The organism is Streptomyces flavofungini, assembly GCF_030388665.1.
GTDB classification, from domain to species: Bacteria; Actinomycetota; Actinomycetes; order Streptomycetales; family Streptomycetaceae; genus Streptomyces; species Streptomyces flavofungini_A.
This window is the reverse complement of sequence record NZ_CP128846.1, coordinates 8,535,913-8,547,357: the sequence shown is the minus strand read 5'-3', so window position 1 is coordinate 8,547,357 and position 11,445 is coordinate 8,535,913. Positions and strand designations below refer to the sequence as shown.

Here is an 11,445-nt window from a genome sequence, read left to right as displayed (position 1 = left end):
GGCAGCGGCCTGCAGAGCAATGTGATGAGACCCCTTTGACCTGTCAAGGGCCCAAGCGCTTTTGTTTACACGGCATTTGACGGGGACTTAGGTCGACGATCAAACATCATCGGCCTTGTGAGCAGCGAAAGTCGTCCCTAGGGTGACTGGCATGCCTGGAGCGCCGGATCCTTCCCCGTCCGCCCCGTCCGCCCCGTCCGCCCCGTCCGCCCCGTCCCCGGACGGCTCACCCGCGCCGGTGGCCTCCTCGCCCGGTGACGTCCTCGCCCTGCTCCGCGCGGGCGCGGCGGCCACCCGGGCGGACCTCGCCCGGCTCACGGGCCTCGCGCGCTCGACGGTCTCCCAGCGGGTGGACGCGCTCATCGCGCACGGATTCGTGACGGAGGAGGCCGACGGCAGTTCCACGGGCGGCAGGCCGCCGCGCAAGCTCCGCCTGCGCACGCGTGAGCACGCCGTCGCGGGCGTCGACCTGGGCGCCTCGCACTGCCGCGTCCTGCTGATGGACGCGGGCGGTCAGACCCTCGCCCTGCGCGAGGACCCGCTGTCGATCGCGGACGGGCCGCAGTCGGTGCTCGGCCATGTGGAGCGCACCCTGCACGCGCTCCTGAAGGAGGCCGGGCGCGAGCCGTCGACCCTCCAGTCCCTCGGCGTCGGCGTGCCGGGGCCCGTGGAGTTCTCCACCGGCCGCCCCGTCGACCCGCCGATCATGCCCGGCTGGCACCAGTACCCGATCCCGGAGTTCTTCGCGGACCGGTTCCAGGTGCGCGCGCTCGTCGACAACGACGTGAACGTGATGGCGCTCGCCGAGCAACGCCGAGCGTTTCCGGACACCCGCTACCTCCTCTACATCAAGGTCGGCACGGGCATCGGCTGCGGGATCGTCGCCGACAGCAGACTGCACAGGGGCGCTCAGGGCAGCGCGGGCGACATCGGCCACATCCGCGTCGGTGAGCTGGACGAACCGTGCCGCTGCGGCAACTCCGGCTGTCTGGAGGCGGTCGCGGGCGGCGCGGCCCTGGCCCGTCGTCTGTCGGACCTCGGCCTGGACGCGGCGTCGGGCAGCGATGTCGTACGCCTGGTGAAATCCGGCCACCGGGACGCGGTCCGCATGGTCCGGGAGGCGGGGCGGGCGGTGGGCGAGGTCCTCGCGGGCCTGGTGAACTTCTTCAACCCGGACACGGTGGTGGTGGGCGGGGCGCTCGCCGCGGTCCACGACCAGCTGCTCGCGGGCGTCCGGGAGGCGGTGTACCGGCGCTCGCACCCGCTGGCCACGCACGTCCTGCGCATCGAGCCGAGCCGCACCGGCGAGAACGCGGCGGCGATCGGCGCGGGCATCCTCGCGGTAGAGCACGCCCTCTCCCCGCGGGAGGTCGACCGGGTGGTCGCGGGGGGCGGGTACTGAGCGGGCCGCGTCCCACGGGGGTGCGCCGGGCCCGCCCCGGCCCTCACCCCGTCTGCCCCCGGCGTCCCTCCTTCGGGGGATGGCGGCCCACCGGACAGATCAACAAGCCTGGTTCCTCCACGGCCCGCGCACCGCTCTCCCGGTGGCCGCCCCCCGCGGACCCGCGCGCCCTGATGACGAAGGTGGACCAGCATGCGCAAGGCCCTCGCCCTGAGGACGAAGCTCCCCCTGCTCTTCGTGGCGGCCCTCGCCGCGGCCACCACGGTCGTGCCGGTCTCCACGGCGCACGCGGCGGACGGCTACGACCGGTGTCCTGACGGCCACTACTGCATGTTCGCGGGCCTCGACGGCACCGGCGACATGATCGCGCTCCGGGCGAGCGCGCCGGATCTGACGGCACTCGGCATGAACGACCGCGCCAAGTCCGACTGGAACAGGACAGCTTCGACCATCTACCTCTGGTCCGACGCGGACTACTCCGGCTGTACGGCGGTGACGTCCTCCGGCCCGACCGGCAAGGGCAACTTCTTCCCCGCCTACCGGGACTTCTTCAGCTCGGTCCGGTTCGACGGCCCCGGCGGCCCGAGCTGCGGCACGCCGCCCGGCGAGGACGGCTGAGCGGCGCGGCGGCCGCGCGGACCAGGACGGTCGTTGTCAGTGGCTCCTCCTACGGTGTGAGCAGTGGGGCCCGCCGGAGAAGCCGCGGGTCCGCCCTGGGGAGGGGTCTGCCATGCCTGCCGCGTCCACGGTCTCGACGACGTATCTGGAACTGTCACAAGAGGGCGAGGGCGCGCACAAGTTCTACGAAGTGACCGTCGCCGACCAGACGGTGACGGTGCGGTACGGGCGCATCGGCGCCGCCGGGCAGACGCAGACGACCTCGTTCGCCTCGACGGCGAAGGCCCAGGCGGCGGCCTCGAAGAAGATCGCGGAGAAGGTCCGCAAGGGGTACGCCCCCGCCGTGCCCGGACAGCGCGCGCCCCGCGCGGTGACGCGGCGCCAGGTGGCGTCGGCGCCGTCCACCGCGCGGGCCGTGGCACCGGTCCTGTGGCGGTTCCGCACGGGTTCCTCGGCGTTCGGCATCCATGTCGACGACGACCACTGCTGGGTGGGCAACCAGGCGGGGGACGTGTACACCCTGGACCACAACGGCGGCGTCCTCGCCCGCTTCCAACTGCCGGACGGCGTGAAGTGCCTGGTCGCCGACGACTTCTGGATCTACGCGGGCTGCGACGACGGCAGCGTCTACGACCTGTCGTCGAAGCTGCCCTTCGCGGCGTACGACATCGCCGCCGACGTCGACATCTTCTGGCTGGACATCCACGAGGGCGTCCTGAACGTCTCGGACCGCGAGGGCCGCCTCACCGTCATCGACCACGAGGACGAGCACCAGTGGGCGCGCCGCAGCCAGGGCGAGCACGCCTGGATGGTCCGCGCCGACGACCGGGCGGTCTACCACGGCCACACCGGCGGCGTGACGGCCTACGCACCCGACGGCGGCGGCGAGTTGTGGCACACACCCACCCGCGGCGGCGTCCTGTTCGGCTGGCAGGAGGACGACGCCGTGTACGCGGGCACCGCTCACCGCGCGGTCCAGCGCCTGTCGAAGGCGACGGGCGCCGTCGAGGCGACGTACGCCTGCGACAGCCCGGTGTACTCCTGCGCGACCTCGCCCAGCGGACGGTTCGTCTTCGCCGGTGACGCCGCGTCGTCCGTCTACTGCTTCGACCGGGACGGCACGCGTCTGTGGAAGCTCGGCACGGGTGGCGGCTCGGCCCTCTCCATGCAGTACCGCGACGGACGGCTGTACCTGGTCACGACGGACGGCTCGCTCGTCTGCGTCGACGCGAGCGAGACGGCGATCTCCGCGGCGCAGCGGGGCACGGTGCCACAGGCGCGGGACGTCAAGCTGGCCGCGGCCCTGCCCACGTACGCACCGGCCACGGCTGCTACCGCGGTGGCCACGGTCACCCGGGTTCCCGCGGGGGCGGTCGTCGTCGAGTGCGTCCAGGACGGCGGCCGGCTGCGCGTGCACGTGGTGTCCGAGGGCTACGACGCCTCCTGGAACGTCCAGTTCCCGCGGGCGATACGGCAGCCCGGGGCGCGCTATGTGGTGGACGCCCTGCACGCGGCAGCCGGTGGGTTCTACCGCGTGCGGGGGGACATCCGGCTTCTGCGGTGACCGCGGTGACCCGCGCGTCACGGGACGCGCGGGCATCACGGAAGTCGCCGCAGCCACGAACGCAGTCACGAATGCCGCCGCAGTCAGGGCAGTTCCGGCAGCCACGGGAGGCGCGGAACCGGAACAGATGGCGGTAGTTCTGGTCTACACCAACCATCCTGGTCCCAGTATTCTCATGCGTGCCAGTTGCACACCGTCCCCCACCCAGGTTGCGTGCTGGCACGGGCGACACCCCCTCTCCACTGCCCCTAGCAGCTGGGTGACTTCCCCCATTCGCCGCCTCCAGGAGGATCACGGTGAAAGTTCGCACCAGAAGCTCGGCGACCGTCGGCGCCATCTGCCTCGTCGCCTCCCTCGCCCTCACCACGGCGTCCGCCGACGAGCCCGCCGCGTCGCAGCAGGCACCGAAGGTCGCGCTCACGAAGGTGACCACGGCCAAGAACCCGAGCGCCGGGACCGCGGGTCCCGGCGGTACGGTCTGGATAGCCGAACGCGCGGGCACCGTACGGGTCCTGAACAGCCAGGGCGGGCTCAGCGACCCCGTCCTCGACATCACGAAGGAGACCACCACCGACGGCGAGCGCGGCCTGCTCGGCATCGCGTTCGACAAGAAGTTCGCCCACTTCTACATCTCGTTCACGAACCTCCAAGGCACCAGCACCATCGACGAGTTCGCCGTGGTGAAGGGCAAGATCCAGCCGCAGACCCGGCGCACCGTCCTCACCCAGACGCAGCCCTACTCCAACCACAACGGCGGCGACATCAAGATCGGTCCCGACGGCTATCTGTACATCGCCTTCGGTGACGGCGGCTCCGGCGGCGATCCGCACGGCAACGGACAGAACCTCGACACGCTGCTCGGCAAGCTCCTGCGGATCGACCCGAGGGGCGGCAAGCCGTACGCCGTCCCGAAGGACAACCCGTTCGTCGGCGACCCGAAGGCGAAGGACGAGATCTGGTCGTACGGCCTGCGCAACCCGTGGAAGTTCTCCTTCGACGCGGGCACCGGCGACCTGCTGATCGGTGACGTCGGCCAGAGCGCCTGGGAGGAGATCGACTGGGCCCCGGCGAGCAGCGATGGCGGCGAGAACTACGGCTGGTCCCAGATGGAGGGCAGCCACCCCTTCCGGGACGGCAAGGAGCCCGCGAACCACGTCCGGCCGGTGTACGAGTACGACCGCACCGGCCTCGGCTGCTCGGTGACCGGCGGCTACGTCTACCGGGGCAAGGCGATCCCCGACCTCAAGGGCCAGTACGTGTACAGCGACTACTGCGACGGCACCGTCCGCTCCCTGAAGATGGAGAACGGCAAGGTCACCGGGGTGAACGACCTCGGCGTCAACGGCGGTGAGGTCGTCTCGTTCATCCAGGGCGGCAACCGCGAGCTGTACGTGCTCGACATCGGCGGCAGCGTGTACCGCATCGACCGGGCATAGCACCCGGGCCCGAGGCTCGGCCTGCCGCCCGGTCCGGAACCAGGCGGCAGGCCGTCGCGCTGCTCGCCCCTCTTCACCGGCGCCGGAGCGGGGAAGGGTGTACGGCATGACGAATCACGATGCTTCCGGCACCTCCCGTCGCGCGGTTCTCGGCGCCGGCGCAGCCCTGGGGGCGCTGGCCGCCCTCGGGCCGCTCGCCTCGTCGGCCCGGGCCGGGGCCCGTGCGACGAAGGCCTCCGCCTGGCCCACGGACTTCCCCCTTCCGAACGGCTTCCAGCCCGAGGGCATCGCCATCGGCCCTGCCGCGACTGCCTGGTTCGGCTCGCGGAAGGGCGGGGAGCTGTACCGCGCGAGCCTCGCCACCGGGCGCGGCGAGACCCTGACGACCGGGACGGACGCGATGAGCCTCGGCCTGAAGAGCGACGGGGGCGGCCGCCTGTTCGTCGCCGGGGGCTTCACCCGCAGGCTGCGCGTGGTCGAGGGCCGCACCGGCCGCGTCCTCGCCTCCTACGAGGTCGGCACGCCGAAGACCGTGGTGAACGACGTAGTCCTCACCCCCCGGGCGGCCTGGTTCACCGACTCCACCCAGCAGCAGTTGTACGGCCTGCCGCTCGGGCCCCGCGGCGAGCTGCCCCCGGCTCGGGAGATCGTCACGCTGCCGCTGGTGGGCGAGTGGGTGTCGGCGCCCGCCGACGGCTTCACCACCAACGGCCTGGAGCGGACGCCCGACGGCCGCGGACTGCTCGTCATCAACGTCCACGCCCACGGCGGCAGCCTCTACCGCGTCGACCCGCGCACCGGCGACACCCGCCTGGTCGACCTCGGCGGCCACAAGCTCCCGGACGGCGACGGAGCCCTCCTCCTGGGCCGCACGCTCTACGTCGTCCAGCAGGTCCAGAACGCCGTGGACGTGTTCCGCATGCACCCCACGGGCCTGCGCGGCACGCCGATCGCACGGATCACCGACGCCCGCTTCCGCATCCCCACCACCGTCGCCGCGTTCGGCGACCGCCTCTACCTGCCCAACTCCCGGTTCACCGAGGAGACGACGCCCACGACGCCGTACAACGCGGTGGCGGTCCGCCAGGTGCACAAGGCCGACCGGACGCGCTAGGTGTATTGCCCTGTGAGGTTGGGGACGCGGCTGGCGGGTGGTCGGCACGCGTGCGAGCAGTACGTCCGGGGCAGCCCGCGCGCGGGCTGCGTCAGCGGTCCCCGAAGAGCTGGGCCGGGACGCGCTCGTCCTGGAGCGGGCCCGGACCGCGCCGCCGGGCTCGACCGGCTCCGCGCCCTCGCCCGCGCGGGCCGGCTCACCCTCCTGACGGCCACCAAGGATCTCCCGCACGGGCACGTGCGGGTCCTGACGGACGGCCCTGTCCTCCACCTGACCGAGGAGCCACGTGTCCCGAACACCACAGCAGATCTTCGAGAGCTACGTCCACGCCGGCGCGATGTCCCGGAACGCCGTCGCCCTCGCCGAGAACTTCACCCCGGACGGCGTCCTCGAGCTGCCGCTGATGCCCGACGACGTCCCTTTCCCGCGGAGGATGGTGGGGCGCGAGGAGATCCGCGGCGTGATGGCCGCGTACTACGAGAGGCAGGCGCAGGACCAGCGTGCGCCGAACCTGGAGAAGTCCGGCTTCGTGCTGCACACGACCGCCGATCCCGACGTGTTCATCGCCGAGATCGACACGGTCTTCGACGGCGGCGGAGAGGGAGACGGGGGTGCGGACGGAGGCGGGAAGGACGTGACCGTCTCTCTCGTGCAGATCTTCCGTGTCCGTGACGGGAAGATCGCACGGCTGCGCGACTACTTCGCGCCCGACCTGATGAGCTGAGGGTCCGCCGACCCACGTCGGCGGACTCCCGGGCCCGGCCGCCCCGCCCCGGCGAGCGCTACGAACCGGCCCCGCCCTCCCACAAGTCGGTGCTGTGGGCCTCCACGAGCGCGCCGACGCGGGCGAGGACGTCGGTCAGCAGGGCGGTGGCCCGCTGCCACAGCTCGGGCGCGGCGACGTACTTTCCGCCGGGGCCGGGCAGGGAGAGCCGGTAGCGGGCGGGGGTGATGCCGAGGGCACGGTAGGCGTCGCGGATCATGTCGAGCGCTCCGCGCGCCTCCCGCTCGACCTGGTCGAGGGTGCAGAAGATGTGCGCGTCGTTGAGCTGGATGGCCCGCACCCGGGTCAAACCGCCGAGGACGCCCGACAGCTCCGCACGGTACATGCCACCCAACTCGGCCATGCGCAGCGGCAGTTCCCGGTAGCTGTGGGAGCGGGAGCGGTAGATCACCGCGTGGTGCGGGCACAGGCTCGGCCGCAGCACGACCTGCTCACCGCCGAGGTCCAGTGGCGGGAACATGTCGTCGCTGTAGTGCGACCAGTGCCCGGAGATCTCGTACAGCTCGCGTTTGCCGAGCACGGGCGAGTACACGTGCCGGTACCCCGACCGGCGTTCGGCGGCGCGGATGTACTCCTCCAGGGCGTGCCGCACGGTCGCCCCGTCGGGGAGCCAGTACGGCAGTCCCGCGCCGATCAGCGGGTCGGTGTCGAAGAGGCCGAGCTCGCGGCCGAGCCGGCGGTGGTCGTGGGCGGTGGTCATCGAGGGCACCGGGAGGCGGGCGCCCTCAGGCGGCGTAGCGGTTGGCGCGCACCGACCAGTCGAGGTTCCCCCGCATCCATGCCTTCATGCCGTCGGACAGCAGGGCCAGGGCCGACTGCTCGGCCTCGGTGACTCCGCTCCAGTGCTTGCACACGCGCCACAGCTCGGCCTCCGCGTCGAGGAACTCCTCGACGTCGCGGGCGACGCCTCGGTAGACGTGGTCGATGGCTCCTTGCAGGTCCAGGCCGAACTCCCGTCGCACGACCATGATTCCGTTGTTCGTGTCGCCGATGCCCACCTCCTTCTTCAGGGACACGACGTCGTTGACCCACGCGACGACGTCGGTGGCCTTCGCGAACATCGTCCGCAGCTGCCGCGTCTCGTGCAGCAGCGACGGCACTTCCTGGCCCGTCGCGTACTCCAGGAGGTCCAGGCACGCGGTGACCGAACTCGACGCGCGGCGCAGCTCGGCGTACGCGGGCAGTCCCGGCGGGAGGCCTTCCTGCCGGTGCAGGCGCTCGTACCGAAACGCCGCCAGGAAGTGCGTGACGTGCGTGGCGAACCGCATGCGCCACCAGCGGCTGAGCTGAGGGGCGATGTGCCGCCAGAGGCGGGCGAGTTCGCGGGCCAGCGGGGCGTCGTGGTGGCGGATCCCGCTCTGCGGCTCCACGGGCAGGGCGTCGATGATCTCCTGGGTGAGGGCGTCGGGGTGGTCCTCGCCCCGGATGTTGAGGCGGTCGTAGTAGTCGTCGATGACGAAGAGCCAGGAGATCCAGCCCGCCAGCGGGGCCGCCCGGTCCGGCCGGAGTCCCGGGTAGCAGTGCGCGATGAGGTCGGCCACGGCGGCGTCGCCGAGTCGTTCGTGGGCCGTGGCGTCCGCCAGCAGGCCGCAGGCCTCGGCCCAGTGGCCGACCAGGTCGTCCAGGCGGTTCTCGTCCGGCTCGGTGCGGGACGGCAGCCGGTACAGGGGGTGCTCGGCGCCGGGGTGGATCCGCAGCGATTCCAGTTCGTCGTACGGGAGTGTCATGACGGCTCGCCGTCCCTTCCGGTCCGCGAGGACGGCGCGAGCAGGGTCAGCGGGGACGCCGTCAGGTGCTGCACGGCCAAAAACCGCCGGTACAGCGCGGGGTCGTCGGGGATGCGGCGCAGCAGGCGCGCCAGGTAGCGGCGCGCGAGCAGGGCCGCTACGGGGGCGTTCTCGGGCCGCCAGCCCAGGTCCAGGCTGGTCGACAGGTACCAGGGCAGGAGCAGGGTCCGGGCGGAGCGGCGCTGGAAGTGCCCGCACGCGTCGGCGGGCGCGTGGGCGTCGAGCGTGCGGGCCAGGAGGACGGCCTGCTGAACGGCGACGGTCATGCCGTGGCCGTAGAGGGGGTTGAGCACGCACAGGGCGTCGCCGAGCACCGCGAGACCGGCGGGCCAGGGGCGGATCCGGTCGTAGCGGCGCCACTGGCCGCCGAGGCCGCCGTAACGGTAGATGGAGCCCAGGGGTTCGGCGCGCGTGACGATGTCCTTGATGTGGGGGTTCGCGAGCGAGTCCGCGTACGCGGCGAATCCCGCCGGGTCGGTGGGGGCGGACTGGCCGTCCGCGCCGAACAGACACACCAGCCAGCGGTCGTCCTCAAGGGCGACGACGGTGCCGCCACGTCGCGCCGTCGGGGCGAACGTGGCCTGCAGGGACGCCTGCCAGTTGGGCGGGGACGCGGTGTCGCGGCGGTAGACGCGCGAGGTGTACGAGAGTCTCCCGTCGACGCGGAGCACGTCGGGTACGGGCAGGCCGCCGGTGGCGAGACCGGCCGGGAGGCGCGAGTTGCGCCCCGTGGCGACGACGACCAGGCGAGCGGGGCGCAGTGAGCCCCCTTCGGTCCGTACGCCGACGACGTGGCCGCGCGCGTCGTCGAACACCACGCGTGCCACTCGGGTGCGGTCGAGCAGGCGGACCCTCGGATGCGCCAGGACGCGGCGTCGCAGCGCGGATTCGAGCAGGGGGCGGCTGAAGGTCTGCAGGGCGAGGTCCGTGCGGACGCGCGGCGACCATCCGGCTGGGTACAGCATCGGGAACTGCCCGAAGTCCGACACCGGGGCACCCGCGTCCCGGAGTTCGGCACGCAGGCCGGGGAAGAGGTGTTCCAGCAGGTCCGCCCCGCGGGCCAGGAGCGCGTGCGGGTGCCGGCTCTGCGGGGTGCCGCGGCGGTGGACGGGGGCGGCGGTGACGTCGTCCTGCTCCAGGACGACCACCTCGTCGAAACGGTCGGCGAGGACGCGCGCGGTGACGAGGCCCGCGTAGCCGCCGCCGACGACCAGGGCGCGCTCGTTCCCCTCAGGCGTCATGGCGCCGCCGGTTCAGCTCGAGGCGGAGCCTGCGGGGGCGGTAGAAGGCCGCGAGCGGCACCGGCCGGGTGTCCGCGCCGGGCGCGCAGCGCACGGTCCAGTGGCTCGCGACCGCGGTGAGGGCGAGGGCGCACTCGGCGACGCCGAAGCCGTCCCCGACGCACTTGCGCGGCCCGGTGCCGAACCCGGCGAACGCCCCGCGCGGCAGCGCCGACGTGCGCTCCGGCAGCCACCGGTCGGGGTCGAAGTCGGCGGCCCGCCGGAAGACGGCGGTGTTCCTGTGCACGGGCACCGGGCTGATGACGACCGTGGTTCCCGCCTTCAGGTGTCGTCCCGCCAGGATGACGGCCTTCGTCGTGACCCTGGTGAACAGCCAGCCCGGTGGGTACAGCCGGATCGTCTCCGTGATGACGCGGTGGGTGTGGGGCAGGTGCGGCAGGTCGTCCCAGCGGGCCGGCCGGCCGCCGAGCACGGTGTCGGCCTCCTCCTGGAGGCGGCGCTGGGCCGCCGGGTTCCGGGACAGCAGGTACAGGGCCCAGGTGAGGGTGGACGCCACGGTCTCGCTGCCTGCTGCCAGGACGGTGACGACCTGGTCGTGGATCTCGGCGTCGGCGGCTCCCGCGGCGTCGCCTCCTTGCGCGGCCCCTTCCGCGCCGGTGTCGGCGGTGCCCGCGGGGGCGGCGCTCTCGCGGGAGGCGAGCAGCACCGAGAGGACGTTCCGCCCGGCGGCCTCCCGGTCCTGCCCCGGCACGCTCTCCTGACCCGCCGTCGCGTCCCGCAGCACCCGGTCCACGATGGCGTTGAGGTTCCGCAGGGCCCGCTGGTGGCGGAGGTTCGCGGGCAGCGGCAGCCGCAGCAGGGCCGGGGGCATGAACATCTGCCGGAAGAACCCGCTGAACGCGATGTCGAAGGAGCGCTGGATGTCCGCGACGACCTCGTCGGTGACGCGGGTCGAGAAGAGCGTGCGCGTCACGGTCCGCAGGGCGAGGGCGTAGAGCACGGGATACGCGTCGACGACCTCCGCGTCGCCCCAGGAGTCGGTCAGCGCCTTCACCTCCTGCTCCATGGTCGTCGCGTAGGCCTCCAGGCGCGACGGGTGGAACGCGGGCTGGAGCAGCCGTCGTTGCCGGCGGTGGTCCTTGTGCGCGCACGTGGCCACGCCGTTCCCTGCCATGGCCCGCGCCCGGTCGTAGTACTTGCCGCCCTTGTCGAAGGTGCGGTCGTCGGTCAGGGTCTGCCGCAGCAGCTCGGGGTGGCACGGGACGTACACCGGCGTCGGGCCGAGCCTGATCTCCACCAGGTCACCGTGGTCCGGGAGCGAGGTCAGGAACTCGATGGGCCGTCGCATCAGGGGCCAGATGTGCCCGAGGCCGGGCAGTGCGCCGGGAACCGTTCCGGTGGTGAAGGGCTGACTGGACATGTTTCCCTCCTGTGTCCCTCCTGCCGACGGGCAGGCTCCCCACTCAACTCAGCCTCTGTGACGGCAACAAGGCGCCCCG

At 72.5% G+C, this 11,445-nt stretch carries 9 protein-coding genes and 1 pseudogene; 6 read left to right on the top strand and 4 right to left on the bottom strand.

Going from position 1 to position 11,445, the window contains the following annotated elements; all coding sequences use genetic code 11:
• The first annotated feature begins 151 nt into the window (after positions 1 to 151).
• The 6 genes from QUY26_RS37080 (at position 152) to QUY26_RS37055 (ending at position 6,858) form a co-directional block, all read left to right on the top strand.
• Positions 152 to 1,402 carry an ROK family transcriptional regulator gene (locus tag QUY26_RS37080; protein WP_289954569.1) on the top strand — a complete coding sequence of 417 codons (1,251 nt, stop codon included), beginning with the start codon at positions 152 to 154 and terminating at the stop codon, positions 1,400 to 1,402.
• A 192-nt stretch (positions 1,403 to 1,594) separates the two neighbouring features.
• On the top strand, positions 1,595 to 2,020 hold the full coding sequence (locus QUY26_RS37075; protein ID WP_289954567.1) for a peptidase inhibitor family I36 protein: 426 nt from the start codon (positions 1,595 to 1,597) through the stop codon (positions 2,018 to 2,020).
• Positions 2,021 to 2,132: 112 nt separating this feature from the next.
• Positions 2,133 to 3,584 (top strand): WGR domain-containing protein, encoded by a 1,452-nt coding sequence (locus QUY26_RS37070; protein ID WP_289954565.1) that lies wholly within the window; start codon positions 2,133 to 2,135, stop codon positions 3,582 to 3,584.
• Positions 3,585 to 3,880: 296 nt separating this feature from the next.
• Positions 3,881 to 5,020 (top strand): PQQ-dependent sugar dehydrogenase, encoded by a 1,140-nt coding sequence (locus tag QUY26_RS37065; RefSeq protein ID WP_289954562.1) that lies wholly within the window; start codon positions 3,881 to 3,883, stop codon positions 5,018 to 5,020.
• A gap of 106 nt (positions 5,021 to 5,126) precedes the next feature.
• On the top strand, positions 5,127 to 6,134 hold the full coding sequence (locus QUY26_RS37060) for an SMP-30/gluconolactonase/LRE family protein (protein WP_289954561.1): 1,008 nt from the start codon (positions 5,127 to 5,129) through the stop codon (positions 6,132 to 6,134).
• A 286-nt stretch (positions 6,135 to 6,420) separates the two neighbouring features.
• Entirely contained in the window at positions 6,421 to 6,858 is a 438-nt protein-coding gene (locus tag QUY26_RS37055) for a nuclear transport factor 2 family protein (RefSeq protein ID WP_289954558.1), read from the top strand.
• 97 nt (positions 6,859 to 6,955) lie between these two features.
• On the opposite strand, the pseudogene QUY26_RS37050 reads toward QUY26_RS37055, so the two are convergent.
• The 4 genes and pseudogenes from QUY26_RS37050 to QUY26_RS37035 all read right to left on the bottom strand — a co-directional run.
• Positions 6,956 to 7,618, bottom strand: a pseudogene (locus QUY26_RS37050) (aminoacyl--tRNA ligase-related protein); the annotation flags it as partial.
• Positions 7,619 to 7,643: 25 nt separating this feature from the next.
• Positions 7,644 to 8,645, bottom strand: a complete 1,002-nt coding sequence (locus QUY26_RS37045) for a terpene synthase family protein (RefSeq protein WP_289954556.1) — start codon at positions 8,643 to 8,645, stop codon at positions 7,644 to 7,646.
• A complete protein-coding gene (locus tag QUY26_RS37040) occupies positions 8,642 to 9,946 on the bottom strand; it encodes an FAD-dependent oxidoreductase (RefSeq protein WP_289954555.1) in 1,305 nt (434 codons plus the stop codon). The genes QUY26_RS37045 and QUY26_RS37040 overlap by 4 nt, the downstream gene beginning before the upstream one ends.
• A complete protein-coding gene (locus QUY26_RS37035; RefSeq protein WP_289954553.1) occupies positions 9,936 to 11,366 on the bottom strand; it encodes a cytochrome P450 in 1,431 nt (476 codons plus the stop codon). The genes QUY26_RS37040 and QUY26_RS37035 overlap by 11 nt, the downstream gene beginning before the upstream one ends.
• Between the last annotated feature and the right edge of the window lie 79 nt (positions 11,367 to 11,445).

Excerpts from the sequence above, each read along its gene's own strand:
- QUY26_RS37080 (WP_289954569.1), top strand. The coding sequence starts at position 152 with ATGCCTGGAGCGCCGGATCCTTCCCCGTCCGCCCCGTCCGCCCCGTCC.
- QUY26_RS37075 (WP_289954567.1), top strand. The coding sequence starts at position 1,595 with ATGCGCAAGGCCCTCGCCCTGAGGACGAAGCTCCCCCTGCTCTTCGTG.
- QUY26_RS37070 (WP_289954565.1), top strand. The coding sequence starts at position 2,133 with ATGCCTGCCGCGTCCACGGTCTCGACGACGTATCTGGAACTGTCACAA.
- QUY26_RS37060 (WP_289954561.1), top strand. The coding sequence starts at position 5,127 with ATGACGAATCACGATGCTTCCGGCACCTCCCGTCGCGCGGTTCTCGGC.
- QUY26_RS37045 (WP_289954556.1), bottom strand. The coding sequence starts at position 8,645 with ATGACACTCCCGTACGACGAACTGGAATCGCTGCGGATCCACCCCGGC.
- QUY26_RS37040 (WP_289954555.1), bottom strand. The coding sequence starts at position 9,946 with ATGACGCCTGAGGGGAACGAGCGCGCCCTGGTCGTCGGCGGCGGCTAC.
- QUY26_RS37035 (WP_289954553.1), bottom strand. The coding sequence starts at position 11,366 with ATGTCCAGTCAGCCCTTCACCACCGGAACGGTTCCCGGCGCACTGCCC.